Origin of the sequence: Pseudomonas sp. CFII64, from assembly GCF_000416235.1 — a bacterium.
GTDB lineage: Bacteria > Pseudomonadota > Gammaproteobacteria > Pseudomonadales > Pseudomonadaceae > Aquipseudomonas.
This window is the reverse complement of record NZ_ATLO01000036.1, coordinates 41,030-66,070: the sequence shown is the minus strand read 5'-3', so window position 1 is coordinate 66,070 and position 25,041 is coordinate 41,030. Positions and strand designations below refer to the sequence as shown.

The window sequence follows — 25,041 nt, the reverse complement described above, 5'->3', positions numbered from 1 at the left end:
GCCCAGCGGAAACCGTTACAGATCCAAACAAAACTATTAATTTCCATACAGATGATTTCAAACCTGCCCTGAATGCTGTATTTTTCACGCATCTGTATGGTTTCCATCTTTATCGCAGCCGGGAGTTCGCCATGACCCTTTACGTCAACCTCGCCGAGTTGCTCGGCTCGCGGATTGAAAACGGTTTTTATCGCCCCGGCGACCGGCTGCCTTCAGTGCGCGCCTTGAGCGTCGAACATGGCGTCAGCCTGAGCACCGTGCAGCAGGCGTATCGGCTGCTGGAAGACAACGGCCTCGCGGCGCCGAAACCCAAGTCCGGGTATTTCGTGCCCGCCAGCCGTACAGTTCCTGCGCTGCCAGTGATCGGCCGTCCGGCGCAGCGGCCGGTGGATATTTCCCAATGGGATCAGGTGCTGGAGCTGATTCGCGCCAAGACCGATCCCAAGCTCCAGCAACTCGGACGGGGCATGCCGGACGTGACCAGCCCGACGCTACGGCCGCTGCTGCGGGCCATGGCGAGGATCAGCCGCAATCAGGATATGCCGGGTCTGTATTACGACAATATCTACGGCACCCAGACACTTCGCGAGCAAGTCGCGCGTCTGCTGCTGGATTCGGGCTGCAACCTCACCGCCAATGACCTGGTGATTACCACCGGCTGCCATGAAGCGTTGTCGTCCAGCATCCGCGCCATCTGTGATCCCGGCGATATCGTCGCGGTGGACTCGCCGAGCTTTTTCGGCGCTATGCAAACCCTCAAGGGCCTGGGCATGAAAGCCCTGGAAATCCCCACCGATCCGCTGACCGGGATCAGCCTCGACGCGTTGGAGCTGGCGTTGGAGCAGTGGCCGATCAAAGCCATACAGTTGACCCCCAGCTGCAACAATCCACTGGGCTACGTCATGCCCGAAGCGCGCAAGCGGGCGCTGCTGACCCTGGCCCAGCGCTTTGACGTGGCGATCATCGAAGATGATGTGTATGGCGATCTGTCCTACACCTACCCGCGACCACGCACTATCAAGTCCTTCGACGAAGATGGCCGGGTGCTGCTCTGCAGCTCGTTTTCCAAGACGCTGGCGCCGGGGCTGCGCATTGGTTGGGTTGCACCGGGGCGCTACCTTGAGCGCGTGCTGCACATGAAATACATCAGCACTGGCTCTACCGCGCCGCAACCGCAACTGGCGATTGCCGAATTTTTGCAGGGCGGGCATTACGAGCCGCATCTGCGGCGCATGCGTAGCCAGTACCAGCGCAGCCGCGACTTGATGATCGACTGGGTGGCGCGTTACTTCCCGGCGGGCACGCGGGTCAGTCGGCCGCAGGGCAGCTTCATGCTGTGGGTTGAGCTGGCTGAGGATTTCGATACTCAGCGCCTGAATCGGGCATTGCTGCCGCTAGGCGTACAGATCGCGGTGGGCAGTATTTTTTCCGCATCCGGCAAGTACCGAAACTGCCTGCGGATGAACTACGCCGCCAAGCCGACGGCTGATGTCGAGGCTGCCGTGCGTACCGTCGGCGAGACCATTTCGCAACTGATCGCCAACCCGTAACGCGGCGGGCGTAACTTTTAGCGGGTTTCGGGGGTCATATCGCCAAACCGAAGTGTGCGGGTGGTGAGTTTGAAGAAAGCGTGGGCGTCGTCCCTTTGTCTGCTATTTGCGTTGTGCGTCAGTGGCTGCGCCCATGTCAGCATTCCCAATGAACCGAGTCAGGCGTTGCCGCCGACGGATTCGGCGTTCGGCCGCTCGATTCAGTCCATGGCCATGCCCCATGAAGGGCGTTCGGGCTTTCGCCTGCTGCCCAACAGCACCGAAGCCTTCATGGCCCGGGCCGAGTTGATCCGCAATGCGCGCACCAGCCTGGACTTGCAGTACTACATCGTTCACGACGGCCTGAGCACGCGCGCGCTTATCGATGAACTGCTCGAAGCGGCAGATCGCGGGGTCCGGGTGCGAATCCTGCTGGACGACACCACCAGCGACGGCCTCGATCAGGCCATCGCCACCCTCGCCGCGCACCCGAACATTCAGATCCGCCTGTTCAACCCGCAAGAGCTGGGCCGTGAAACCGGCGTGACGCGCAGCATGGGCCGCCTGTTCAATCTGTCTCGCCAACACCGACGCATGCACAACAAGTTGTGGCTGGCCGACAGCAGTGCGGCGATTGTCGGTGGACGCAATCTGGGCGACGAATATTTCGACGCCGAGGAAAACCTCAACTTCACCGACATCGACATGCTTAGCGTCGGCCCGGTGGCGCAACAATTGGGGCACAGCTTCGATCAGTACTGGAACAGTGCGCTCAGCAAGCCCATCGCCGAATTCATGTATTTCCTGCCGACTGTGCGTGACCTGGCCAAGGCGCGGGTGCAGCTCGAAGACTCGCTGGAGAAGTCCCACCAGCAACACCGCGCCTTGTACGACCGCTTGATGGCCTACAAAACCCAGCCGCGCATGAAAACCTGGCTCAACGAGCTGATCTGGGCGCATAACCAGGCGCTGTGGGATGCGCCGACCAAAGTGCTGGCCCGCGACGAACCGGACCCGCACTTGCTGCTGACCACGCAGCTGGCCCCGGAACTGCTCAACGTTCATGAAGAATTGATGCTGATTTCTGCCTACTTCGTGCCCGGCAAGGAAGGCCTGACTTACCTCACGGGGCGCGCCGATGCGGGGGTCGCGGTCAGTTTGCTGACCAATTCCCTGGAGGCCACCGATGTTCCTGCGGTACACGGCGGTTACGCGCCCTATCGCAAGGCGTTGCTTGAGCACGGCGTGAAGCTGTTCGAAATGCGCCGTCAACCCGGTGATACCGGTACCAGCGGCGGCAGCGGTCCGCATCTGTTCAAGAAAGCCCCGTTCATCACCAGCGGCTCGGACTCCAGCCTGCACAGCAAGGCGATGATTTTTGATCGACAGAAAATCTTTGTCGGCTCGTTCAATTTCGATCCGCGTTCAGTGCTGTGGAATACCGAAGTCGGCGTATTGGTCGACAGTCCGCAGCTCACTGAATACCTGCGGGAACTGACTCTGCAAGGCATGGCGCCGGCCTTGAGTTATCAGGCGAAGCTGGAGGACGGCCAAGTGGTGTGGGAAACCGAAGACGACGGCAAGATCCACACCTTGCACAAGGAACCGGGCGACGCCTGGCGCCGCTTCAATGCGTGGTTCAGCAGCGCCGTCGGCCTGGAGAAAATGCTCTAGGCCGCCACCGGCTGCACGCCAAACGCGCCGCGCCGCTGCGACAACAGCACCAACCCGAAGGCACCCGCTGCCATCAACAGTGGCAATGCCTGCCCGCTGACCCATTGGCTGCCCGCTCCGGCCGCCAATGGCCCGATCAGACAGCCAATCCCCCAAAGTTGCGCGACATGGGCGTTGGCGCGCACCAGCGAGTCGTCACGAAAGCGCTCGCCGATCAGGATCAGCGACAAGGTGAACAAGCCACCGGCGCTGGCACCGAACAGCACCCACAGCGGCCAGATCAACACGGTATCGACCATCAGCGGCACCAACAGGCTGGAAATCATCAGCGCCAGCGCGCAAGCGGAAAACAGCGTGCGTCGGGAAATGCGGTCGGCCAGTGCGCCAATCGGCAGTTGCAGCAATGCGTCGCCGACCACCACGGTACTGACCATCGCCAAAGCGATTTCCGCAGTGAAGCCCTGACGCAGGCAATAGATCGGCAGCAGCGTCAGGATCAGCGCTTCAAACGCCGCGAACAGCGCCACGGCCCAGGCAATGGCGGGCATGGAGCGGCAGAATCCGAACAAATCGATAAAGGTCACGCTGCAGGCATCAGCGCTGGGCGCTCCGCTGCGTCCGAGCAACAGCAGCGGCGAGCTGACCAGCAACGCCACGCCAACCCAGAAGCCATAATCGTCTTCGGTGCCCAGCGCGCCGAGCAGCAACGGCCCGGCCAGTTGGCAGAGCGCGTAAGTGCTGCCGTACAGCGCCACCAGCCGGCCGCGCAAACGTTCGACCACCAGTTGGTTGATCCAGCTTTCGCCCAGAATGAACACGATGGTCAGGATTACACCGAGCATCAGCCGCAGCACCAGCCAGACCGGGTAATACGGCAGCAGCGCAAGCAAGCCCACCGACAGCGCGCCCGCCCACAGACACAGGCGCATCAGCGCCGCCGTGCCGAACCGGGCGGCCAGCTGACTGGCCAGACTCGCGCCCAGCAACACGCCAATGGCGGGCATCGCCGCCATCACGCCAATCGCGAACGAGCCGTAGCCCCAGCTTTCCAGGCGCAGCGACACCAGCGGCATGCTGACGCCCAGCGCGAGGCCAACGCTCAGCACCGAAGCCAGCACCGCAAAATAAGTCCCCCAACGCATTGCCACGCTCCTGTGGGTCAAAAGGCTGAAACGACACAGCCGGATTCCTGGGAGGGAGTCCGGCTGGTTCTAGAACTGAACGATGATCACCCGTGGGACCGGCTTTAGCCGGGAAGGTGGCATGTCAGGAAACGCATATGTGGCGAATGTACTGACCTCTTCCCGGCTAAAGCCGGTCCCACAGGGATAAGCCTCCGGGTCTATAACTTAATCCACGTCGCCTTGAGCTCGGTGTACTTGTCGAACGCGTGCAGCGACTTGTCGCGGCCGTTGCCCGATTGCTTGAAGCCGCCGAACGGCGCGGTCATGTCGCCGCCGTCGTACTGATTGACCCACACGCTGCCGGCACGCAACGCTTTGGCCGTCAGGTGCGCCTTGGACAGATTGGCGGTCCACACCGCAGCAGCGAGGCCGTACGGCGTGTCGTTGGCGATCTGGATGGCTTCTTCGGCGGTATCAAACGTCAGCACCGACAGAACCGGCCCGAAAATCTCTTCCTGGGCGATCTTCATGGCATTGGTCACGCCGTCGAAAATCGTTGGCTCAACGTAAGTGCCGCCGGTTTCCTGCAGGATGCGCTTACCGCCCGCAACCAGTTTGGCGCCGTCGCTATGGCCGGACTCGATGTACGACAGCACGGTGTTCATCTGTTGAGTATCGACCAGCGCGCCGACCGTGGTGGCCGGGTCCAGCGGATTGCCTGGCTTCCAGGCCTTCAGCGCTTCGATGACCAGCGGCAGGAAGCTGTCCTTGATGGAACGCTCCACCAACAGGCGCGAGCCAGCGGTGCAGACTTCGCCCTGGTTGAAGGCGATGGCGCTGGCGGCGGACTCGGCTGCGGCCTGCAGGTCCGGCGCATCGGCAAACACGATGTTCGGGCTTTTGCCACCGGCTTCGAGCCAGACGCGCTTCATGTTCGATTCGCCCGAATACACCAGCAACTGCTTGGCGATTTTCGTCGAGCCGGTGAACACCACGGTGTCGACGTCCATGTGCAAGGCCAGCGCCTTGCCCACGGTGTGGCCATAACCCGGCACGACGTTGAGCACGCCGGCCGGAATGCCCGCCTCGATGGCCAGTTGGGCAATACGAATGGCGGTCAGCGGCGATTTTTCCGATGGCTTGAGCACCACTGAGTTACCAGTGGACAGCGCCGGACCGAGTTTCCAGCAGGCCATCAGCAGCGGGAAGTTCCACGGCACGATGGCCGCGACCACGCCAATCGGCTCGCGGGTCACCAGGCCAAGCTGATCGTGCGGGGTGGCGGCGACTTCGTCATACAGCTTGTCGATAGCCTCGCCGCTCCAGCTCAAGGCTTGGGCCGCGCCGGGAATATCGATGCCGGACGAGTCGCTGATCGGCTTGCCCATGTCCAGCGTTTCCAGCAGGGCCAGTTCCTCGACGTTTTTGTTGAGCAGCGCGGCAAAGCGAATCATCGCGGCCTTGCGCTTGACCGGTGCCAGGCGCGACCAGACCCCGGAATTGAACGTGGTGCGGGCGCTTTCCACGGCACGCTGGGCGTCGGCGACGTCACAACTGGCGACTTTCGCTAGCAAGCGGCCATCAACCGGGCTGAGGCATTCGAACGTATCGCCAGACACGGCGTTGGTGTATTCACCATTGATGAAAGCGCGGCCTTCGATCTTCAGATCCTTGGCGCGTTGTTCCCAGTCGGCATGAGTCAGGGTGGTCATACGAATGTCCTCCGCTTGATAGATTGAAGCATGCTGGAATCGGCAAACAAGGCCCGAAACGCACGCTTTGAGAATACGATGAGATCAAATAACGGCATTCGTCACCCTAAACCAGTGAATGGGCGATTTCCAATATATTTGACATAAATGGCCTGAACGGCCCGGCGATGTTCGTTTTATTCAACATGGCCGACAGCCGCCGGGCACTATTGCCCCGACACTTCGTCAAACCCGCATTGCCTCTAGCGTGAGAATGAAAAATGACCATCGACAGCATCGTGGACTTCAGTGAAGCCGGCACAACCGCCGAACACTATCGCCCTGCTCCGGAAAGGATTTTTAAAGGTGACCCCGAGCAGACGCTCTACAACCATTACAACAGCCCGTGCGGACAAATGAGTGCGGGTGTCTGGGAAGGTCAGGCCGGGCAATGGCTGGTCAACTACACCGAGCATGAATACTGCGAAATCGTTCAGGGCGTTTCAGTGCTGCGCGACGAAGCGGGCGGTGCAAAAACCCTGCGCGCCGGTGACCGCTTCGTGATCCCGGCGGGCTTCAAAGGCACGTGGGAAGTGCTGGAGCCATGCCGCAAGATTTACGTGGTGTTCGAGCAGAAAATATAGGTTTGTACCGCGCGGCGTTGTTTGTCAGGGCCGAGAATAGTGCTTTCCACTCAAGCAAAGCCCTGGCGAACAAGGAAGGCCTGCATGACCAACGAAGAAGCTTACAAAAAAATCAAACATCTGATCGGATGCCCGTACCATCCGTGCGTCAAAGCCTATATCCGCTGCCTGACCGGAAAGGCCAGCGTCGTCGGTCCGGACGACATCATGTTCAACCCGGCACTCGATTACTCATCTGAAAGTTTTGACTACGATCCCGACCGGGCCACCATTGATACGGAAAACGGCGTCATCCTCGATTTCTTCCTGGGCTGAAGCCTTCGCATCGCCCACAAAAAAGGCCCGCATCTCACGATGTGGGCCTTTTTTGTAGAAGAAAAATCAATTACTTGATTTTGGCTTCTTTGTAGATCACGTGCTTGCGAACCCGCGGATCGAATTTTTTGATTTCGATTTTGTCCGGAGTGGTGCGCTTGTTCTTATCGGTGGTGTAGAAATGGCCTGTACCAGCGCTCGACACCAAACGGATCAATTCACGCATGACTTTCTCCCTTAAATTTTGCCGTCGCGACGGAGTTCAGCAAGCACGACAGTGATGCCACGCTTGTCGATGATACGCATGCCTTTAGCAGATACGCGCAGACGAACAAAACGTTTCTCTTCTTCAACCCAAAAGCGGTGATGCTGCAGGTTTGGCAGGAAACGACGACGGGTTTTGTTGTTTGCGTGGGAAATGTTATTCCCAGTCACCGGACCCTTACCGGTAACTTGACATACTCTCGACATGCCTCAGCCCTCTAAAACCACATGCCCAACCCGGCATGGGTTGGCCGCTTAATCTCTCAGTCATTTGGCGCCAGGCGCCGCGTTTCTTTAAGGGTCTTACCGGCTACACCTACAGTGAAGGAACCGGGCCCCTAGAAAAGAGCGCTGCTTTATACCAGAAAGGCTGGCATGCAACAACAGGCAATGCGCTTTGCCTGTGCATATCGCAGGCCGTGCAGCCTGCGATGGCGCGCCAGTGCGGGACGATAGCAAATCTACCGCCCGTCGTGTTAGAGCGATTGTTCTGGGCCGATGCATGGTCTAGGGTAACTACCTCACCAGGCTGCGCCTGCAGATGGGGCCCTTTTCTGACAGGAATATAGCCATGCGTCTTGCTGCGATACCGTTTTTGCTCGCTCCTTTATTCGCCCCGCTGCTGGCTCAGGCCGCGACGACGTTGAGCGTTTGCACCGAAGCCAGCCCCGAAGGTTTCGACGTCGTGCAGTACAACTCGCTGACAACCACCAACGCCTCGGCCGACGTGCTGATGAACCGTCTGGTGGATTTCGACGCCAAGAGCGGCAAGCTGGTGCCAAGCCTGGCGCAGAGCTGGACGGTTTCTGCGGACGGCCTGACCTACGATTTCAAGTTGCGTTCGGGGGTGAAATTTCATCACACCGATTACTTCACCCCGACCCGCGAATTGAACGCCGATGACGTCGTGTTCAGCTTCCAGCGCATGCTTGATCCGCAGAATCCATGGCACAAGGTCGCCCAGAGCGGCTTCCCTCACGCCCAGTCCATGCAACTCCCGGCGCTGATCAAGAAAATCGACGCCCCGGACCCGCTGACCGTGCGGTTTACCCTTGATCATGCGGACTCTACTTTCCTGGCCACCTTGAGCATGGGCTTCGCCTCGATCTATTCGGCTGAATACACCGCGCAGTTGCTCAAGGCCGGTACGCCAGAGAAGCTCAACAGCCAGCCGATTGGCACCGGGCCGTTTGTGTTCAAGCGCTTCCAGAAGGACGCGGTGGTCCGTTACGAAGCCAACGCCGACTATTTCGCGGGCAAGCCTGGCGTCGACGCGTTGGTCTACGCCATCACGCCGGACGCCAACGTGCGTTTGCAGCGCATTCGCCAGAATGAATGCCAGATCACTTTGTCGCCCAAGCCTCTGGATATTCAGGAAGCCGCGAAAGATCCTGCGCTGAAAGTCGAAAAGACCGAGGCGTTCATGACTGCCTTCCTGGCGATCAACAGCCAGCATCCGCCGTTCGACAAGGCTGAAGTGCGTCAGGCGATCAATCTGGCCTTCGACAAGCCGACCTATCTCAAGGCCGTGTTCGAAGGTACAGCCGAAGCCGCCAACGGGCCGTATCCGCCCAATACCTGGGGCTACGCCAAAGATTTGCCCGGCTACAAGCTGGACATCGCCAAGGCCAAGGAGCTGTTGGCCAAAGCGGGCGTGAAAGACGGCTTCAAAACCACGATCTGGACGCGGCCTTCCGGTAGCTTGCTCAACCCGAATCCGAGCCTTGGGGCGCAATTGCTCCAGGCGGATCTGGCCAAGGTTGGCATCAGCGCCGAGATCAAGGTGATCGAATGGGGCGAGCTGATCCGCCGCGCCAAAGCGGGCGAGCATGACCTGTTGTTCATGGGCTGGGCGGGCGATAACGGCGATCCGGATAACTTCCTGACGCCGCAGTTTTCCTGCGCCGCCGTCAAATCAGGCACCAACTTCGCCCGTTATTGCGACGCGAAGCTGGACAAGCTGATCAGCGACGGCAAGGCCACCAGCGATCAGGCGGCCCGCAGCACGCTGTATCACCAGGCGCAGGAGCAGATCCAGCAGCAAGCCTTGTGGTTGCCACTGGCCCACCCAACCGCCGCCGCGCTGACCCGCAAGAGCGTGACGGGTTATCAGGTCAGCCCGTTTGGTCGCCAGGATTTCTTCAAGGTGCAGGTGAAGTAAGCGACGCCGCTGTAGATACCGTCCTGATACGGTCCTACGGGCATCAAGGCGTTCCGTTGGAGCGGTTGTTACATCAGTCCGCACTCCACCATCGACAACGGATCACCGTCGCCGATGATCACGTGGTCGAGCACCTTCACGTCGATCAGCCACAGCGCGTCCTTGAGGCGCTTGGTCAGTTCGATGTCGGCCTGGCTGGCGTCGGTGATGCCGGAGGGGTGGTTGTGGCACAGGATCAGGCTGGCGGCGTTGTGCACCATGGCCCGCTTGACCACTTGCCGTGGATGCACGTGGGCGGTGTTGATCGAGCCGTGAAACAGCACCTCAAAGCACAGCACCCGATGCTTGTTGTCCAGAAACAGGCAGCCGAAGACTTCGTGGGGTTCATGGCGCAATCGAGCCTTGAGATAGTTGCGCACCTGTGCCGGGCTTTCCAGTGCGGAATCACGCTTCAGGGACTCGGCCATGTGGCGGCGCGACATTTCCATTACGGCCTGTAACTGGGCGAATTTCGCCGAGCCCAAACCCAAATTCGAACTGAATGTTGCCAGGTCCGCATCCAGTAGCCCGCGCAGCCCGTCAAATTGATTCAACAGATGACGCGCCAGGTCGACAGCGCTTTTTCCGGCCACTCCGGTGCGCAAAAAGATCGCCAGCAGTTCGGCGTCGGAAAGACTTGCCGCACCCAGTTCCAACAGCCGCTCCCGTGGGCGCTCCGCCGCAGGCCAATCACGAATACTCATAGCACCTCCATGTGTGTGGGCGCCGCTGTTCCAGTGCGGTCGCTGTGCTATCTTAGCCCATCTTTTTTGCGCGGCGATTGGCCTGGGGAACGCCATCGCCGTCGCGTATAACTCGACTAAAAGGCAGGCCTATGCAACGGCTGTATCGGAAACGCATCGTGCTCGGCGTCGGCGGCGGCATCGCGGCCTACAAAAGCGCAGAGCTGGTCAGGCGTTTGCGCGACCAGGGTGCCGAAGTTCGGGTCGTGATGACCCGTGGCGGGGCTGAATTCATTACGCCACTGACCATGCAGGCATTGTCCGGGCACCCGGTGCACATGGATTTGCTCGACCCGGCCGCAGAAGCCGCGATGGGGCATATCGAGCTGGCCAAGTGGGCCGACCTGATCCTGATCGCCCCGGCTACTGCTGACCTCGTTGCCCGGCTCGCCCAAGGCATCGCCAACGACTTGCTGACCACCGTGGTATTGGCCACCGACGCCATCGTGGCGATTGCGCCGGCCATGAATCAGGCGATGTGGCGCGACCCGTCAGTGCAGGCCAATACCCGTTTGCTGGAAGAGCGGGATTTTCGCGTGTTCGGCCCGGCGACCGGCAGCCAGGCCTGTGGCGACGTGGGTTTCGGCCGCATGCTTGAAGCCACCGACCTTGCCCAATGTGCTGCCGATTGTTTCCAGCGCCTGTCGCTGACCGGCAAACACGTGGTGATTACCGCAGGCCCGACCCAGGAAAACATCGACCCGGTGCGCTACATCACCAACCACAGCTCCGGGAAAATGGGCTTTGCCCTGGCCGAAGCTGCCGTTGAGGCTGGCGCCCGTGTCACGCTGATCACCGGACCGGTGAATCTGCCGACGCCGGATCGCGTCTCGCGGATCGACGTGGTCAGCGCCCGGGACATGCTCGCCGCCTGCGAAGCGGCGATTCCCTGCGACTTGTTCATCGCCTCTGCTGCCGTGGCGGACTACCGCCCGGAAGTCGTTGCCCCACACAAACTCAAGAAAGATCCTTCGACCGGCGACGGCCTGCTGCTGCAGATGGTGCGCAACCCGGACATCCTGGCCACTATCGCAGGTCGTCCGGATCGGCCTTTCAGCGTCGGTTTTGCCGCCGAAACCGAACACCTGCTCGATTACGCCGCCCGCAAGCTCAAGGACAAGAACCTTGATCTGATCGTCGCCAACGACGTTGCCAATCCGAGCATTGGCTTCAACAGCGAAGAGAACGCGTGCAGCGTGATCGACCGGGCCTTGCACGCAACGCTCTTTGCCCAGACCAGCAAGGGCAAGATTGCCCGCCAGCTGATCACTTTTATCGCCGAACGAATGAACCAGGTTTAATCACGAATGCACGCTCTACAAGCCAAGATCCTCGACCCTCGCATTGGCAACGAATTTCCGCTGCCGGCCTACGCCACCGTTGGTTCCGCCGGGCTTGACCTGCGCGCCATGCTCCAGGAAGACACCACGCTGGAACCGGGCCAGACCCTGTTGATCCCGACCGGTCTGTCGATTTACATCGGCGACCCCGGCCTGGCGGCGATGATTCTGCCGCGTTCCGGCCTGGGCCATAAACACGGCATCGTGCTGGGCAATCTGGTCGGTCTGATCGACTCGGATTACCAGGGCGAGTTGATGGTGTCGTGCTGGAATCGCGGCCAGACCGCATTCAAGATCGCCATTGGCGAACGGATTGCCCAATTGGTGTTGGTGCCGGTGGTGCAGGCGCATTTCGAACTGGTTGAAGAGTTCGACGTCAGCCAGCGCGGCACAGGCGGTTTTGGCCATTCCGGCAGCCACTGATTCTGACCCGAATGCTTGATCGCGGCACGCGTGATGCGGGTTGCGTGCAAGCGATCAAGGAATGAGCAGTTCAGGATGAATTCGTGGAGAGAGGTCAGGTGACAGCCACCCAGCGTTCCGAGAATCAAGGCACCCAGCTTCTGGCTGCGCGTCTGCGCGCCCTCTCCCCCGGTTTATGGCCCGCCGTTATCGGGCTGGTCGCGGCGAGCGTGCTGGTGTGCATGGCGCTCATCGACAAGCCGCAGCATCAACTTCAGGCCGAGCAGGTCTGGGGTAACGCCCAGGCCGCAGCGGTTGGCGTAACGCTCAGGCAAATGAATGCTGACACTCAGGCCGCAGCGATGAACACCGGTCTGGTGGTGGCGCTGCAAGCCAATGATCCCGTGGTGCTTGAGGCTGCGGTCAGTCCGCTGCGCTTCTGGGGCGGTGTGTTGGGGGCGCGAGTCAATCCGCTGGGTATGACCGATGTTGATGCCCAGGGCGCAATGCCGATCAGCTTTTCGACGCTGGACATGCTGAGCCAGGCCGCTCGCGGCCAGCAGGCGACGCCCGAGGCGCGCAAGGTCGGCGAGCGCTGGATGATCTACAGCGCCGCACCGCTGCGTGCCGGTCCCACAGCGCCGGTCGCCGGGACCTTGCTGCTGGCCTACGATCTGCAACGTTTGCTCAATGCGCTGCCGGTCATCCCCGAGTCGGTGGGCCAGGTTCGCTTGATCCAGCAATTCGGCAATGGGCCCGAGCAGGTGTTCCTGCAACACGGACAGTCCGATGGCGGCAAAGCCGAACGCCTCGATACCGGCTTTGCCAACTGGAAACTGGAATTTACCCCCGGGCCCGGGTTGAAATCTTCGCCGCCCTTCTTGCTTCTTGCGCTGGCGGCTCTGATCGCTCTGGCAGGCGTTGTGCTGGGCCTTTACCTCAATGAACGCGCCTTGCAGCGACGGATCGAGGCTGACGCCCGTCAGCTCAATCAGCTGCTTGAAGAACTCTCCAGCGGAAAAGCCGTCAAACCTTTCGGTTTGGACCTGCCCGCGCTTCACAGCCTGGCCCAGAGCCTCGCCCGCTTCTCACCGCGCAACCCGTCCTCGGCTCCGGCCGCCGATGTGGTCGATGGGCAGTCAGGCGCACTACCGGACATTGAACAAAGCAGTGCTTCAGCATCGGCTCCATCGGCAGCACCAGGCGATTGGACCGACCCGCTGTTTCAAGATACCGACATTCTCGATATCGACATCCTCGACGAAAACCAGGACTTCCTGAGATCGGAGCACCCCCCAGTTATGAACACCCCAGCATCCGTGGCACCAAAATTCCCTGACGATATCTTTCGCGCCTATGACATTCGCGGCGTGGTCGGGGACACCCTCAGCGCTGAAACAGCGTACTGGATCGGTCGCGCCATCGGCTCCGAGAGCCTGGCGCAGAACGAGCCAAACGTCAGCGTTGGCCGCGATGGCCGTCTTTCCGGCCCTGAGCTGGTACAGCAATTGATCCAGGGCCTGCACGACAGCGGCTGCCACGTCAGCGATGTCGGCCTGGTGCCGACGCCAGCGCTGTATTACGCCGCCAACGTGCTGGCAGGCAAGACCGGCGTCATGCTCACCGGTAGCCACAACCCGAAGGATTACAACGGTTTCAAAATCGTCATCGCTGGCGACACCCTCGCCAACGAGCAGATCCAGGCGCTGCACGAGCGCATCAAGACCGGCAACCTGACCTCGCAAAAAGGCAGCGTGACCAAAGTCGACATCCTTGATCGCTACTACAAGCAGATCAAGGACGACATCGTCATGGCGCGCAAAATGAAGGTCGTCGTGGACTGCGGCAACGGCGCTGCTGGCGTCATTGCCCCGCAACTGATCGAAGCACTGGGCTGTGAAGTGATTTCGCTGTTCGCCGAAGTCGACGGCAACTTCCCGAACCACCACCCGGATCCGGGCAAGCTGGAAAACCTGCAAGACCTGATCGCCAAGGTGAAAGAAACCGGCGCTGATCTGGGCCTGGCGTTCGACGGCGACGGCGACCGCGTGGGTGTCGTGACCAACAAAGGCAATGTGGTTTACCCGGACCGCCTGCTGATGCTGTTCGCCCTGGACGTGCTGAAGCGCAACCCTGGCGCCGACATCATTTTCGACGTGAAATGCACGCGCCGTCTGACGCCGCTGATCAGCAAGCATGGCGGTCGTCCGGTCATGTGGAAAACCGGTCACTCGCTGATCAAGAAAGAAATGCGCAGAAGCGGCGCATTGCTGGCTGGCGAAATGAGCGGCCATATCTTCTTCAAGGAACGCTGGTTCGGTTTCGACGACGGCATCTACAGCGCTGCACGCCTGCTGGAAATCCTCAGCCAGGAATCGCAGACCGCCGAAGAGCTGTTCGAAACCTTCCCGAATGACATCTCGACCCCTGAAATCAACATCAAGGTCACCGACGTCACCAAGTTCACCATCATTGAAGCGCTGGAAAAAGACGCTCAATGGGGCGACGCCAAACTGACCAGCATCGACGGTGTTCGCGTGGATTACCCGCAAGGCTGGGGCCTGGTTCGCGCGTCCAATACCACGCCGGTGCTGGTGCTGCGTTTCGAAGCTGAAACCGAGGCGGAGTTGCAGCGCATCAAAGACGTGTTCCACGGCGAACTGAAAAAAGTCGCGCCGGACCTCGAACTGCCTTTCTGATTGTTTTTCCCTTTGACTGGAGCCCTGAATGACCCTCGAACGTGATTCCGCAGCCAACGTCGCCAAGGTATTGTCCGAAGCGCTGCCCTACATCCGCCGTTTTGTCGGCAAGACGTTGGTGATCAAGTACGGCGGCAACGCCATGGAGAGCGACGAGCTGAAAACCGGCTTCGCGCGCGACATCGTGTTGATGAAAGCCGTGGGAATCAACCCGGTGGTCGTTCACGGCGGCGGGCCGCAAATCGGTGACCTGCTCAAGCGCCTGTCCATCGAAAGCCACTTCATCGACGGCATGCGCGTCACTGATGCGCAGACCATGGACGTCGTGGAAATGGTGCTGGGCGGCCAGGTCAACAAAGACATCGTCAACCTGATCAACCGGCACGGCGGCAGCGCCATCGGCCTGACCGGCAAGGACGCTGAGCTGATTCGGGCGAAGAAACTCACCGTCACGCGTCAGACGCCGGAAATGACCAAGCCGGAAATCATCGACATCGGCCAGGTGGGCGAAGTCGTTGGCGTGAATACCGATCTGTTGAACATGCTGGTCAAAGGCGACTTCATTCCGGTCATCGCGCCGATTGGCGTTGGCCCCAATGGCGAGTCCTACAACATCAACGCCGATCTGGTGGCGGGCAAGGTTGCCGAGGCTCTCAAGGCCGAGAAACTGATCCTGCTGACCAATATCGCCGGCCTGATGAACAAGCAGGGCGACGTACTGACCGGGCTCAATACCGAGCAAGTCGACAGCCTGATCGCCGACGGCACGATCTACGGCGGCATGCTGCCCAAGATTCGTTGCGCGCTGGAAGCGGTGCAGGGTGGCGTCAACAGCTCGCACATCATCGATGGTCGCGTGCCGAACGCAGTGCTGCTGGAGATCTTCACCGACAGCGGCGTAGGCACCCAGATCACCAATCGCAAGCGGCATTGATTGGACGCGTTGCTTTGGTGGGAGAGGACATGCTGCATTAAGAAGCCCTGCCGGTATTTCCGGCAGGGCTTTTTTAATGGCTAAGCAATTTCTGAACGTTGACTCGATCGGTCGCGAAGTCGGCCTCCGCCTCCGCGCGTGCGGCCTGGTTGCGCTGGATGTCGTTCCGCAAGCTTTGCTGCTGAGCGCGCAGATCGGCAAGCTGGTCGATCAAGGTCTGGGGCACCGGGCGCCCTGCCCGCTCCTGATCGGCCGCCTGCTTTTGCAGGCTGCTCTGCTGCGCATTGAGATTGAGGATATTGCCCTTGGCCACGTCCACCAGGGCATCCAGCTCGGCGAGCTTGCGCGCTTTGGCGCGGTCCACGTCGTCGACGCTGCTGTACTGACGCAACAGTTGCGCGTCGGCGGTTGCCTTGGTTTTAGCGGCTTGCGCCTGCTCCAGCTCTTCGGCAGTCGGCGGCGGCGGTACAACCCGCACCACTCGCCCGCGTGAATTCAACACTTCGTAACCCTTGGCGGCGTATTCCGGCGGCACGCCCTGACGATCCAGAACGGTCACGCCGCGACTATCCACGTAGCGATAGAGCAGAACTTCAGGCGCCTGCGCAGCCTGGATCGCGAACGGCGAAAGCAGTGGGGCCAGCGATAAACACAAGCAAATGACGCTCAATCTACGCATGGCGCTCCTTCGACGTTGCGATCACAAGCTCAAAGCCAGTTGGCATAAGCGTCTTCTAGATCCCGTATTGAGCCCGGTAGGCCTCGACCGCAGGCAAATGTTGCTTGAGTTGCGGATCGTCAGCGAGAAATTGCAGCACCTGGTTCAGGGACACAATGCTCACCACTGGAATGCCAAAATCGCGTTCGACCTCCTGAATCGCCGAAAGCTCGCCGTTGCCGCGCTCCTGCCGATTGAGTGCGATCAAGACGCCGGCCGCTGTCGCGTCCTGGCCCTTGATGATCTGCATGACCTCGCGAATCGCCGTGCCAGCGGTGATCACGTCATCGATGATCAGCACATTGCCGGTCAGCGGTGCGCCAACCAGACTGCCGCCTTCGCCATGGGCCTTGGCCTCTTTACGGTTGAAACACCACGGCAAATCCATCCCGTGATGTTCGGCCAAAGCCACGGCGGTAGCGGCCGCCAGGGGAATGCCCTTGTACGCCGGACCAAACAGCACGTCGAAAGCAATACCGCTTTCAACCACAGCCGCCGCATAGAAACGACCGAGCTGCGCCAGGGCAGAACCACTGTTGAACAGGCCGGCATTGAAGAAGTACGGACTGGTGCGTCCGGACTTGAGAGTGAACTCACCGAAGCGCAAAACCCCGCGATCGATGGCAAAACGAATGAAATCGCGCTGATACGCTTGCATGAAAAAAGCCCCGAATACCACGGATTTAGCTAATTAGGTAGAGCTCGGGTATCATACACGCACGTGATTTTTGGGGCCATTTATGCGGATCATCAGTGTGAACGTAAATGGCATTCAGGCCGCAGTCGAGCGTGGTTTGCTCAGTTGGCTGCAGGCTCAGAATGCCGACGTCATCTGCCTTCAGGATACCCGCGCCTCCGCCTTCGAACTGGACGACCCAGCCTACCAACTGGATGGCTATTTCCTATATGCCTGCGAAGCAGAAGTGCCGGCCCAGGGTGGTGTGGCGCTGTATTCGCGGTTGCAACCGAAAGCGGTAATCAGCGGTCTGGGCTTCGAAACAGCCGACCGTTATGGGCGTTACCTGCAAGCAGATTTCGACAAAGTCAGTATTGCTACCTTGCTGCTTCCTTCGGGAATGAACGGCGACGAAGACTTGAATCAGAAATTCAAGCTCATGGACGATTTCGGCAAGTATCTGGACAAGCAGCGTCGCAAGCGTCGCGAGTACATTTATTGTGGCTCGCTGTACGTGGCGCAACAGAAGCTGGACATCAAGAACTGGCGTGACAGCCAGCAATCACCGGGCTTCCTGGCGCCAGAGCGTGCCTGGATGGACGAGATTGTCGGCACCATGGGTTATGTCGATGCCTTGCGCGAAGTCAGTCGCGAAGGTGATCAGTACAGCTGGTGGCCGGATAACGAACAGGCCGAAATGCTCAACCTCGGCTGGCGCTTCGACTATCAACTGCTGACCCCAGGCCTGCGTCGCTTCGTACGCAGCGCCCGCTTGCCACGCCAGCCGCGCTTCTCGCAGCATGCGCCGCTGATCGTGGACTACGACTGGACGCTGACCATCTAGCCTCCAATCGCACAGCAAAAAGCCGACTTCGTGTCGGCTTTTTTACGAAAATCATCCCGTAGGACCGGCTTTAGCCGGGAGAGCGGTCTCGCGGATCTCGCGGATCTCACGGATCTCGCGGCTAAAGCCGCTCCTACGGAAATGATGGGTTTACGGCGCGCCAGCAACCTCAAGCCCGATGCAACGTCGCCAGAAAACCCGCCGCGCCGACAAACAAACCGGCGAATGTGCGGTTCATCCGGCGTTGCTGTTTCGGGGTTTTCAACAGGCGCAGCACCCGCGAGGCGAGTCCGGTGTATCCGGCCATGACAATCAGATCGACGCAGACCATGGTCGCGCCAATCGTCAGGTATTGAGCGAGCAGCGGCGCGGTTGGATCAATGAATTGCGGCAGGATCGCCAGCATGAACACCAGCGCCTTGGGGTTGCTGATGTTGACCAGGAAACCGCGCAATACCAGGCTCAGCGGCTTGCCGATGGGGCGAATGGCTGGATCGTCGGACATGTCGGCGGGCAGCGCTCGCCACTGCTTCACGCCCAGATAAATCAGGTACGCGACGCCAAACCATTTGATCAGGGTAAAGGCCAGCGCTGACGCTGCCAGCACCGCGCCAACGCCCGCCGCGACAATCGCAATCTGCGCCGCCAGGGCGATTTGCAGTCCCAGTGCGTTCCAGTAGCCGCGCCAGAAACCGTATTGCAGGCCGCAGGACATCGACGCAATCGCGCCGGCGCCGGGTGACAAACTGATTACCCAGCAAGCGGCAAAAAACCCCAGCCATGTTTCCAACGCCATCACACACCTCAAACCTAAGGGCTATTAAAAAGCTTCTGCCGGATAAGCTAGTGTTTGCGCGAGCATTTGACTACGGGTTTGTGGTGATTGTGTGCAGTTTCAGAAAAAACCTACTGATCACCCAGATGCTTTTCAGCGGATGCTATCGGCAGAACATCACTGCCGCGCCAGCGTCGGACCGACTTCTGGAAAAACTGGCTATTGGGCACTTGCACCAGTGCGCCGCCCGCTTCGGGCAGTTCGATCAGCGTCGTGAACATCAGATTGATCGCAGTGACGCGGCCTTTGACGCCGGGCTTGTCGAGGGTATCGACCAACTCCACCACGTCGCCGATGCGAAACGGGCCAATGGTGTAGATCAGGATCGCGCACAGCAGGTTGGAGAGCACGCTCCACATGGCGAAGAACGCCACGGCGGCGACTGCGACAAAGCCCGACAGCGCCGTCCACAGAACGGTGGCGGAAACACCCAGCCGACCCAGTACAAAAACAAAGGCGCTGCCCATGATCAACCAGCGCAGACCGCCGCGTAGCGGCATCAGCAGTTCCGGCGGCAAAGGGTAGCGCTCGCCCAGGCGAGTCAGGAAGCGACCCACCAGACGTTGCAGCAGATAGCCAGCCAGCAGAATCAGCAGGATCTGCACGCCCAGCCAGATGGGTTCGACCCAGTAAGGCGGCACCGGCAAGTTGAAACTGCCCATCAGGCCTTAACCCGCATCACGACAAGGCTTCCAGTTCGGCCTGCATGGACTCCAGCAGTTCCAGCGATTCCATCCACGATTCTTCCAGTTCGGCTTCGCGAACCTTCAGGCTGGCTTGTTCGGCCAGCAGATCGCGCAACTTGTCTTTGTTCGCTGCCTCGTAGTTCGCGCTGTCGGCCAGTGCGGCTTCGACCTTGGCGAGCTTCTCGTGCAGCAATCCCAAGTCGCGTTCCAGCTTGTCGGCCTGTTTCTTGTGCGGTGCCAATTGCTGACGCAAGGCCGCTGCCTGTTGGCGCTGGGCCTTCTTGTCGGTCTTGTCGACGTTGATCGGCGTATTGCTGACCGGGGCGTTACGCAGGCGGTATTCCACCAGCCAACGGGCGTAGTCTTCCAGATCGCCGTCGAATTCCTGCACGCGGCCGTCAGCCACCAGCAGGAAATCATCGGTGGTGCTTTTGAGCAGATGCCGATCGTGAGAAACCACCAGTACCGCGCCACTGAATTCCTGCAGGGCCATGGTCAACGCCAGGCGCATCTCCAGATCCAGGTGGTTGGTGGGTTCGTCGAGCAGCAGCAGGTTGGGCTTTTCCCAGGCAATCAGCGCCAGGGCCAGACGGGCTTTTTCGCCGCCGGAAAAATTCAGCACCGGCTCGTCGAGACGCGCGCCACGGAAGTCGAAGCCGCCGAGGAAGTCGCGCAGGGTTTGCTCGCGTTCAGTCGGTGCAATGCGCTGCAAGTGCAGCAGCGGACTGGCCTTGGAATCCAGCGAGTCCAGCTGATGCTGAGCGAAGTAGCCGACGACGGTGTTTTCGCCGCGCACCAGTCGGCCGCTCAAGGGCTCAAGTTCGCCAGCCAGGTTTTTGATCAGCGTCGATTTACCCGCGCCGTTTGGCCCGAGCAGACCAATCCGTGCGCCCGGCGTGAGTTGCAGCTTGACCTTCTCAAGTACCGCCCGGTCACCATAACCCAAACGGGCATCGGACAAATCCAGCAGCGGGCTGGAGATTTTGTTCGATTCGCGGAAAGTGAAGTCGAACGGCGAATCCACATGCGCCGCCGACAGCTCTTCCATCCGTTCCAGGGCCTTGATCCGGCTCTGGGCCTGCTTGGCCTTGGTGGCCTGGGCCTTGAAGCGCGCGATGAATTTCTCCATATGCGCGCGCTGCGCCTGCTGCTTGTCGTAAGCCTGTTGCTGCTGGGCCAGACGCTCTGCACGGGCGCGTTCGAAAGCGCTGTAGCCACCGCGATAAAGGGTGATCTTGCGCTGCTCGACGTGCGCCACGTGATCAACCACGGCATCGAGAAAATCCCGGTCGTGGGAAATCAGCAGCAAGGTGCCGGGATAGCTTTTGAGCCAGTCTTCCAGCCACAGAATGGCGTCGAGGTCCAAGTGGTTGGTTGGCTCATCGAGCAGCAACAGGTCTGACGGGCACATCAAGGCCTGCGCCAGGTTCAGACGCATCCGCCAGCCACCGGAGAAGTCGGAGACCGGCTTGTCCATTTGTTCATTGGTGAAGCCCAGACCGGCGAGCAATTTGCGCGCCCGGGCGTCGGCGGTGTAGCCATCGGCGCTGTCCAGCTCCGAGTGCATGCGCGCCTGAGCGGCACCGTCGCCCGCCGTTTCGGCTTGCTCCAGCAAACGCTGCACTTCACGCAGGCGCAGGTCGCCATCGAGCACGTAGTCCACCGCAATGCGGTCGAGGGTGTCGATCTCTTGCCGCATGTGCGCGATGCGCCAGTCGGCGGGTAGCAGACAGTCGCCGGAGTCCGGGGTCAACTCACCCAGAAGCAACGCGAACAGGCTGGATTTGCCGGCGCCATTGGCACCGATCAAGCCGGCTTTCTGACCGGCGTGCAGGGTCAGCTCGGCGTCTTCTAGCAGACGTTGCGGGCCACGCTGTAAGGTAAGGCTTTGAAGTCGAATCATAATGGCGGCGGAGTCTACCAGCTTCGTCTCAAACAGGTAGATCACTATGCATGCTGACCTTTGGAGTTTCACCCTCGATTTGTATGCCAAACCGGGGATCGAAGCGGCGTGCCTGAGCCTGCAAGCCAGCGGCGCCAACGTTTGCCTGTTGTTATGTGGCGTCTGGCTGATGCGTCGTGATGTGGCCTGCAGCGCGCAGCGCGCCCTGGAAATCGGACAGTTGGCGACGCCCTGGCATGACGATGTGGTGCGCCCGCTTCGCGAGTTACGCACGCAATGGCGTAATGCGGCACAGCACGATCCGGCGCTGGGCTCGTTTCGCGAGCGCGTCAAGGCGCTGGAGCTTGAGGCTGAGCATGAGTTGTTGACGAGGCTGGAGACGCAGACGCTGGGCTGGTCAGCGACAGCTCCAAGGGGGCAGGAAGACTGGTTGACGCTGTTGGCGGGTGAGGCGGCCGACAAGGACCGCGACGCGCTGCATGTGCTGCGCGTCGCGGCAAACCAGACTTAGGAAGCGCTGGTTGGTGTTGTGCTGCTGTTTGCCGGTGCTGCTGGCGTTGCTGCAGGTGCTGTTGGCGCTGGAGTTGCGGTAGCGGCCGGAGTTGCCGGCTTGGCCACTGCTGGTTTGGCAGCAGCCGGTTTTGCAGCTGGCTTGGCTACGGCTGGCTTGGCAGCGGCGGGTTTGGCAACCGCTGGCTTGGCTGCAGGTTTAGCGGCAGCGGCTTTGGCCGGAGCTTTTGCAGCTGGCTTGGCGGCTGCTTTGACAGGCGCTTTTACCGCAGGCTTGGCAGCAGCGCTGGCAGCTGGAGCTTTAGCGGCGGCTGGTTTGGCTGGCGCAGGCTTGGCAGCGGTTTTGGCTGGAGCAGGCTTGGCGGCGGCAGCTTTGGCAACCGCAGGCTTGGCGGCCGCTGGTTTTGCCGCAGGTTTGGCAGCAGATGCGCTGGCCGCCGCTTTAACCGGAGCCTTGGCAGCAGGCTTGGCAGCAGGCTTGGCGGGTGCTGCTTTGGCTGCAGGCTTGGCAGCGGTTTTTGCCGGTGCTTTGGCTGGGGCCTTGGCGGCAACAGCTTTGGCAGCAGGTTTGGCTGCAACTGGCTTGGCGGCTGGCGCGGGTGCTTTGGCGGTAACGGCTTTTGCCGCAGTGGCCTTGGCTGGCGCTGGCTTGGCGGCGCGGCTGTCCAGGGCTTTGCTGACGGCTTCCTTGACGCGACCAACGCCCTGAGCCAACTTCAAGCTTTCCTGAGCGTCACGCTTGAGTTGCAGGATGTAGGTGCGGGTTTCAGTCTGGCGAGATTTGAGAGCGTCGAGCAATTCTTCCAGCTCGGCGACGCCACTCTTGGCCTTGGCTTGCGCCTTGGCTTTACCGGCAGTAGCCGCGTCCTGCAATTTGGTGCGCGACTTGTGCAGTTTTTCTTGTGCCTTACCACGTTGCTTTTCAAGCTTGGCGAGCAGTTTCTCGGCATCAGCCATGGCTTGCGAACAGGCGTCTTCGAGGTGCTCGAGCAAGCTGCTCGAAAGCTGTTGGAGCAAATGCAACGGGGTGTTTACTGGCTTCTTTTTGGCCGACATGATTTACCCTCTGGCTGGCTGAATTGCGGCTCATACTAGACCTCTGCCTGCACCGCCGCTAGCGCATGTTGACAGTGTAGAAAGCAACCTGTTGCATGCGCGGGAAAATGCTTGCGGTGTCTTTGACCAAGGTCATGCAAAAAACACTTGGCAAGTGTCATCACATGCAGGCGATTGCACTGGCATAATCGCTCCCTTCCCAGGCCGGAGAGCATTCATGTCGCGCTACCTGTTAACGTCGTTGTTGTTCTTGCTACCCCTGGCTCAGGCCGCGGAAACCGGTGCGTCCAGCGATGCGCATGATCTTGCGTACAGTCTCGGGGCGAGCCTGGGCGAGCGTTTGCATCAGGAAGTTCCGGACCTGGAATTGTCCGCCTTGATCGAAGGTTTGCAGCAAGCCTACAAAGGCAAACCACTCGCGCTGAAAAAAGAACGCATGGATGCGATCCTCAGCGAGCATGACGCGGCAGTCGCGCAAGCTGAAGCTTCAGGCGTGTCGGAACCGCAAAATGAGGCGGCACTGAGCGCGGAAAAGCGCTTCATGGACAGCGAAAAGGCCAAGCCCGGCGTGAAGGAACTGGCAGACGGCATCTTGATGACCGAGCTGGCACCGGGAACCGGTGCCAAGCCGAATATTGACGGGCGGGTTCAGGTCAGTTACGTCGGACGTCTGCCGGACGGCACGGTCTTCGACCAGAGCAAGCAACCGCAATGGTTTCGGCTGGACAGCGTGATCAGCGGCTGGACCACCGCACTGCAAAGCATGCCCGTGGGGGCCAAATGGCGCCTGGTGATACCTTCTGATCAAGCTTATGGCGCCGAAGGTGCGGGCGATCTGATCGATCCGTATACGCCGCTGGTGTTCGAGATCGAACTGGTCGCAGTCGGTCAGTAATTCCCCGTACGCCAGATGTGCGAAGGGGTGCAGAACGCACCCCTCGGCTATAACGATTTGAATCGCACGTTCCAATCACCAGACCCAGGGCTTCAAGCCTGAGCAGCGATCTCTTCCTTGTGGGAATTGTGCAGCACTTCGATCAGGCAATCTTCCAGCTCGAAGCGCTCATGCAGCAAACCGCCCAGGGTTTTGAACTCAGCGGCAACCACGGTGCAGTCAGAGCAATCGCCCTTGTCGCAACGGTCGTTGAACGCCAAGGCGGACTTGGTGATGACGTCCAGACGCGGGTAAATGGTGTCCGCCAGCTCAAGTCCGCGCTCATCGTTGAACGCCTTGGCTTCGCTGGTCAGTTGTTCGTAGATTTCGAAATGCCCGGCGGACACGTAATCCACCAGCACTTCACAAAATTTCTGCAGGCCGTCGCGATCAGCGGCCAGCTCCTCGGGGGTGTCGCCGAGTGCGTCGTAGACGCGAATCAGCTCCAGGCGGTCCTGTAGCCAGCGGTCGATGAGTTTATTGACCCCACCCCAGCGTTCCTGAGCATTCTGACAACTTTCCAACATGATGTTCTCTCTTCCCTTCAGGGGCATGCAGCCTTGCTTCGGCCTTTGGATTGTCCCAGCGAAGGAGACAGGCTATGTGCGCAAGGTTTGCATAATTCCAATAACGCTTGCGGCCCAGATTATGCCCGCATGACTAGGCCATCAAGGTACGCAGGAGACAAAGTTCATACAAGCGTTTAATCCTCGGCCCGACTTTCGGCGCCTGAACGCCTCGCCGACGCCCTGCACAGCGGGTATAGCGCCAGCAACGCAAGGCCCACGAACGCCAGCAGACTCCACTCCGGCAGGCTGATGCCGAACAGCGACCAGTTGATTTCGGCGCACATGTCAGCGTCCAGGCGCAGGTGGTCGACAGGATCACTCAGAAAGATAAAGTCCAGGCCTCGTTCAATCGCCGCTAACACCGGTATCAGCTCATCGGCCGTCGCCGTTTGCAGCCAGACTTGCGCACCGGCAAGCGTTGCGCCGGACAAGGCCAGCAGCAGGATCAGCGCGCCGTAGCGGCGAGATCCCGTTGTGCCCGGTGCGTGCAAGGCTGCTGCGAGGGAAATGACGGCGCACAGCAGGAAGATCCAGCGTTGCCAGATACACAACACGCAGGGAGTCAGTCCGAACACCCGTTGTAGATACACGACGGTGCCGATGATCAATGCACATGCGATGAACGCCAGGAAAAACAGGGAGCGCGTGCGAGCCAGAGGCATGGCGAATCCGTAACAAGAAACGAAGATGGTTACGGTAGAGGAAAGCGCACAACCCTTTCAAGGAGCCGCCATTAGGATACTTCCGCGAT

General features: G+C 60.2%; 25 protein-coding genes. 12 read left to right on the top strand and 13 right to left on the bottom strand.

Annotated elements, in window-relative coordinates:
- The first annotated feature begins 131 nt into the window (after window positions 1-131).
- Both CFII64_RS16665 and CFII64_RS16660 read left to right on the top strand, forming a co-directional pair.
- On the top strand, window positions 132-1,550 hold the full coding sequence (locus CFII64_RS16665; protein ID WP_020291979.1) for a PLP-dependent aminotransferase family protein: 1,419 nt from the start codon (window positions 132-134) through the stop codon (window positions 1,548-1,550).
- A gap of 69 nt (window positions 1,551-1,619) precedes the next feature.
- On the top strand, window positions 1,620-3,203 hold the full coding sequence (locus CFII64_RS16660) for a phospholipase D family protein (protein WP_044901456.1): 1,584 nt from the start codon (window positions 1,620-1,622) through the stop codon (window positions 3,201-3,203).
- On the opposite strand, the gene CFII64_RS16655 is transcribed toward CFII64_RS16660, so the two are convergent.
- Both CFII64_RS16655 and CFII64_RS16650 read right to left on the bottom strand, forming a co-directional pair.
- Complete coding sequence (locus tag CFII64_RS16655; RefSeq protein WP_020291977.1) at window positions 3,200-4,345, bottom strand: MFS transporter; 1,146 nt, start codon at window positions 4,343-4,345, stop codon at window positions 3,200-3,202. The genes CFII64_RS16660 and CFII64_RS16655 overlap by 4 nt on opposite strands.
- Before the next feature lie 200 nt (window positions 4,346-4,545).
- A complete protein-coding gene (locus tag CFII64_RS16650) occupies window positions 4,546-6,039 on the bottom strand; it encodes an aldehyde dehydrogenase (protein ID WP_020291976.1) in 1,494 nt (497 codons plus the stop codon).
- A gap of 260 nt (window positions 6,040-6,299) precedes the next feature.
- On the opposite strand from CFII64_RS16650, the gene CFII64_RS16645 reads away from it, so the two are divergent.
- Window positions 6,300-6,662 (top strand): cupin domain-containing protein, encoded by a 363-nt coding sequence (locus tag CFII64_RS16645; protein ID WP_020291975.1) that lies wholly within the window; start codon window positions 6,300-6,302, stop codon window positions 6,660-6,662.
- Between the two features lie 84 nt (window positions 6,663-6,746).
- Complete coding sequence (locus tag CFII64_RS16640) at window positions 6,747-6,977, top strand: hypothetical protein (protein ID WP_020291974.1); 231 nt, start codon at window positions 6,747-6,749, stop codon at window positions 6,975-6,977.
- Between the two features lie 70 nt (window positions 6,978-7,047).
- On the opposite strand, the gene rpmG is transcribed toward CFII64_RS16640, so the two are convergent.
- Entirely contained in the window at window positions 7,048-7,203 is a 156-nt protein-coding gene (gene rpmG, locus CFII64_RS16635; RefSeq protein WP_003437824.1) for a 50S ribosomal protein L33, read from the bottom strand.
- Window positions 7,204-7,214: 11 nt separating this feature from the next.
- On the bottom strand, window positions 7,215-7,448 hold the full coding sequence (rpmB, locus tag CFII64_RS16630; protein WP_007920377.1) for a 50S ribosomal protein L28: 234 nt from the start codon (window positions 7,446-7,448) through the stop codon (window positions 7,215-7,217).
- A 364-nt stretch (window positions 7,449-7,812) separates the two neighbouring features.
- Between rpmB and CFII64_RS16625 the strand changes: the two genes are divergently transcribed.
- Window positions 7,813-9,402, top strand: a complete 1,590-nt coding sequence (locus CFII64_RS16625; RefSeq protein WP_020291972.1) for an ABC transporter substrate-binding protein — start codon at window positions 7,813-7,815, stop codon at window positions 9,400-9,402.
- A gap of 68 nt (window positions 9,403-9,470) precedes the next feature.
- Here the strand turns inward: CFII64_RS16625 and radC are convergent, their stop codons facing one another.
- Complete coding sequence (gene radC, locus CFII64_RS16620; RefSeq protein ID WP_020291971.1) at window positions 9,471-10,145, bottom strand: DNA repair protein RadC; 675 nt, start codon at window positions 10,143-10,145, stop codon at window positions 9,471-9,473.
- Window positions 10,146-10,276: 131 nt separating this feature from the next.
- On the opposite strand from radC, the gene coaBC reads away from it, so the two are divergent.
- From coaBC to argB, 4 genes are all read left to right on the top strand, one after another.
- Entirely contained in the window at window positions 10,277-11,485 is a 1,209-nt protein-coding gene (coaBC, locus tag CFII64_RS16615; protein ID WP_020291970.1) for a bifunctional phosphopantothenoylcysteine decarboxylase/phosphopantothenate--cysteine ligase CoaBC, read from the top strand.
- Between the two features lie 6 nt (window positions 11,486-11,491).
- Window positions 11,492-11,947 (top strand): dUTP diphosphatase, encoded by a 456-nt coding sequence (dut, locus tag CFII64_RS16610; protein ID WP_020291969.1) that lies wholly within the window; start codon window positions 11,492-11,494, stop codon window positions 11,945-11,947.
- Between the two features lie 98 nt (window positions 11,948-12,045).
- The gene (locus tag CFII64_RS30565) at window positions 12,046-14,625 is read left to right on the top strand and encodes a phosphomannomutase/phosphoglucomutase (RefSeq protein WP_371106452.1); all 2,580 of its coding nucleotides are present in this window, start codon (window positions 12,046-12,048) and stop codon (window positions 14,623-14,625) included.
- A gap of 28 nt (window positions 14,626-14,653) precedes the next feature.
- Complete coding sequence (gene argB, locus CFII64_RS16600) at window positions 14,654-15,559, top strand: acetylglutamate kinase (protein WP_020291967.1); 906 nt, start codon at window positions 14,654-14,656, stop codon at window positions 15,557-15,559.
- A gap of 73 nt (window positions 15,560-15,632) precedes the next feature.
- Here the strand turns inward: argB and CFII64_RS16595 are convergent, their stop codons facing one another.
- Window positions 15,633-16,238, bottom strand: coding sequence for a hypothetical protein (locus CFII64_RS16595; protein WP_044901446.1), 606 nt, complete (start codon window positions 16,236-16,238; stop codon window positions 15,633-15,635).
- 55 nt (window positions 16,239-16,293) lie between these two features.
- Complete coding sequence (pyrE, locus tag CFII64_RS16590; RefSeq protein ID WP_020291965.1) at window positions 16,294-16,935, bottom strand: orotate phosphoribosyltransferase; 642 nt, start codon at window positions 16,933-16,935, stop codon at window positions 16,294-16,296.
- 82 nt (window positions 16,936-17,017) lie between these two features.
- Here pyrE and CFII64_RS16585 point away from each other — a divergent pair, with 82 nt between their 5' ends.
- A complete protein-coding gene (locus CFII64_RS16585) occupies window positions 17,018-17,797 on the top strand; it encodes an exodeoxyribonuclease III (RefSeq protein WP_020291964.1) in 780 nt (259 codons plus the stop codon).
- Between the two features lie 169 nt (window positions 17,798-17,966).
- Here CFII64_RS16585 and CFII64_RS16580 read toward each other — a convergent pair whose 3' ends face one another.
- The 3 genes from CFII64_RS16580 to abc-f form a co-directional block, all read right to left on the bottom strand.
- Window positions 17,967-18,593 (bottom strand): LysE family transporter, encoded by a 627-nt coding sequence (locus CFII64_RS16580; protein ID WP_020291963.1) that lies wholly within the window; start codon window positions 18,591-18,593, stop codon window positions 17,967-17,969.
- Between the two features lie 110 nt (window positions 18,594-18,703).
- Complete coding sequence (locus CFII64_RS16575) at window positions 18,704-19,294, bottom strand: mechanosensitive ion channel family protein (RefSeq protein WP_020291962.1); 591 nt, start codon at window positions 19,292-19,294, stop codon at window positions 18,704-18,706.
- A gap of 16 nt (window positions 19,295-19,310) precedes the next feature.
- Entirely contained in the window at window positions 19,311-21,221 is a 1,911-nt protein-coding gene (abc-f, locus tag CFII64_RS16570) for a ribosomal protection-like ABC-F family protein (RefSeq protein WP_044901455.1), read from the bottom strand.
- A gap of 46 nt (window positions 21,222-21,267) precedes the next feature.
- Between abc-f and CFII64_RS16565 the strand changes: the two genes are divergently transcribed.
- Window positions 21,268-21,732 (top strand): TIGR02444 family protein, encoded by a 465-nt coding sequence (locus tag CFII64_RS16565; protein WP_020291960.1) that lies wholly within the window; start codon window positions 21,268-21,270, stop codon window positions 21,730-21,732.
- Here the strand turns inward: CFII64_RS16565 and CFII64_RS29050 are convergent.
- On the bottom strand, window positions 21,729-22,787 hold the full coding sequence (locus CFII64_RS29050; RefSeq protein WP_020291959.1) for an AlgP family protein: 1,059 nt from the start codon (window positions 22,785-22,787) through the stop codon (window positions 21,729-21,731). The two genes, CFII64_RS16565 and CFII64_RS29050, sit on opposite strands and share 4 nt — an antisense overlap.
- 217 nt (window positions 22,788-23,004) lie before the next feature.
- Here CFII64_RS29050 and CFII64_RS16550 point away from each other — a divergent pair, with 217 nt between their 5' ends.
- Complete coding sequence (locus CFII64_RS16550) at window positions 23,005-23,682, top strand: FKBP-type peptidyl-prolyl cis-trans isomerase (RefSeq protein WP_020291958.1); 678 nt, start codon at window positions 23,005-23,007, stop codon at window positions 23,680-23,682.
- A 92-nt stretch (window positions 23,683-23,774) separates the two neighbouring features.
- Here CFII64_RS16550 and CFII64_RS16545 read toward each other — a convergent pair whose 3' ends face one another.
- The gene (locus CFII64_RS16545) at window positions 23,775-24,248 is read right to left on the bottom strand and encodes an Rsd/AlgQ family anti-sigma factor (protein WP_020291957.1); all 474 of its coding nucleotides are present in this window, start codon (window positions 24,246-24,248) and stop codon (window positions 23,775-23,777) included.
- A 176-nt stretch (window positions 24,249-24,424) separates the two neighbouring features.
- Entirely contained in the window at window positions 24,425-24,952 is a 528-nt protein-coding gene (locus CFII64_RS16540; protein WP_020291956.1) for a disulfide bond formation protein B, read from the bottom strand.
- Window positions 24,953-25,041: the final 89 nt, after the last annotated feature.

Excerpts from the sequence above, each read along its gene's own strand:
- CFII64_RS16665 (WP_020291979.1), top strand. The coding sequence starts at position 132 with ATGACCCTTTACGTCAACCTCGCCGAGTTGCTCGGCTCGCGGATTGAA.
- CFII64_RS16655 (WP_020291977.1), bottom strand. The coding sequence starts at position 4,345 with ATGCGTTGGGGGACTTATTTTGCGGTGCTGGCTTCGGTGCTGAGCGTT.
- CFII64_RS16650 (WP_020291976.1), bottom strand. The coding sequence starts at position 6,039 with ATGACCACCCTGACTCATGCCGACTGGGAACAACGCGCCAAGGATCTG.
- CFII64_RS16645 (WP_020291975.1), top strand. The coding sequence starts at position 6,300 with ATGACCATCGACAGCATCGTGGACTTCAGTGAAGCCGGCACAACCGCC.
- CFII64_RS16640 (WP_020291974.1), top strand. The coding sequence starts at position 6,747 with ATGACCAACGAAGAAGCTTACAAAAAAATCAAACATCTGATCGGATGC.
- rpmG (WP_003437824.1), bottom strand. The coding sequence starts at position 7,203 with ATGCGTGAATTGATCCGTTTGGTGTCGAGCGCTGGTACAGGCCATTTC.
- rpmB (WP_007920377.1), bottom strand. The coding sequence starts at position 7,448 with ATGTCGAGAGTATGTCAAGTTACCGGTAAGGGTCCGGTGACTGGGAAT.
- CFII64_RS16625 (WP_020291972.1), top strand. The coding sequence starts at position 7,813 with ATGCGTCTTGCTGCGATACCGTTTTTGCTCGCTCCTTTATTCGCCCCG.
- radC (WP_020291971.1), bottom strand. The coding sequence starts at position 10,145 with ATGAGTATTCGTGATTGGCCTGCGGCGGAGCGCCCACGGGAGCGGCTG.
- coaBC (WP_020291970.1), top strand. The coding sequence starts at position 10,277 with ATGCAACGGCTGTATCGGAAACGCATCGTGCTCGGCGTCGGCGGCGGC.
- dut (WP_020291969.1), top strand. The coding sequence starts at position 11,492 with ATGCACGCTCTACAAGCCAAGATCCTCGACCCTCGCATTGGCAACGAA.
- argB (WP_020291967.1), top strand. The coding sequence starts at position 14,654 with ATGACCCTCGAACGTGATTCCGCAGCCAACGTCGCCAAGGTATTGTCC.
- CFII64_RS16595 (WP_044901446.1), bottom strand. The coding sequence starts at position 16,238 with ATGCGTAGATTGAGCGTCATTTGCTTGTGTTTATCGCTGGCCCCACTG.
- pyrE (WP_020291965.1), bottom strand. The coding sequence starts at position 16,935 with ATGCAAGCGTATCAGCGCGATTTCATTCGTTTTGCCATCGATCGCGGG.
- CFII64_RS16585 (WP_020291964.1), top strand. The coding sequence starts at position 17,018 with ATGCGGATCATCAGTGTGAACGTAAATGGCATTCAGGCCGCAGTCGAG.
- CFII64_RS16580 (WP_020291963.1), bottom strand. The coding sequence starts at position 18,593 with ATGGCGTTGGAAACATGGCTGGGGTTTTTTGCCGCTTGCTGGGTAATC.
- CFII64_RS16575 (WP_020291962.1), bottom strand. The coding sequence starts at position 19,294 with ATGGGCAGTTTCAACTTGCCGGTGCCGCCTTACTGGGTCGAACCCATC.
- abc-f (WP_044901455.1), bottom strand. The coding sequence starts at position 21,221 with ATGATTCGACTTCAAAGCCTTACCTTACAGCGTGGCCCGCAACGTCTG.
- CFII64_RS16565 (WP_020291960.1), top strand. The coding sequence starts at position 21,268 with ATGCATGCTGACCTTTGGAGTTTCACCCTCGATTTGTATGCCAAACCG.
- CFII64_RS29050 (WP_020291959.1), bottom strand. The coding sequence starts at position 22,787 with ATGTCGGCCAAAAAGAAGCCAGTAAACACCCCGTTGCATTTGCTCCAA.
- CFII64_RS16550 (WP_020291958.1), top strand. The coding sequence starts at position 23,005 with ATGTCGCGCTACCTGTTAACGTCGTTGTTGTTCTTGCTACCCCTGGCT.
- CFII64_RS16545 (WP_020291957.1), bottom strand. The coding sequence starts at position 24,248 with ATGTTGGAAAGTTGTCAGAATGCTCAGGAACGCTGGGGTGGGGTCAAT.
- CFII64_RS16540 (WP_020291956.1), bottom strand. The coding sequence starts at position 24,952 with ATGCCTCTGGCTCGCACGCGCTCCCTGTTTTTCCTGGCGTTCATCGCA.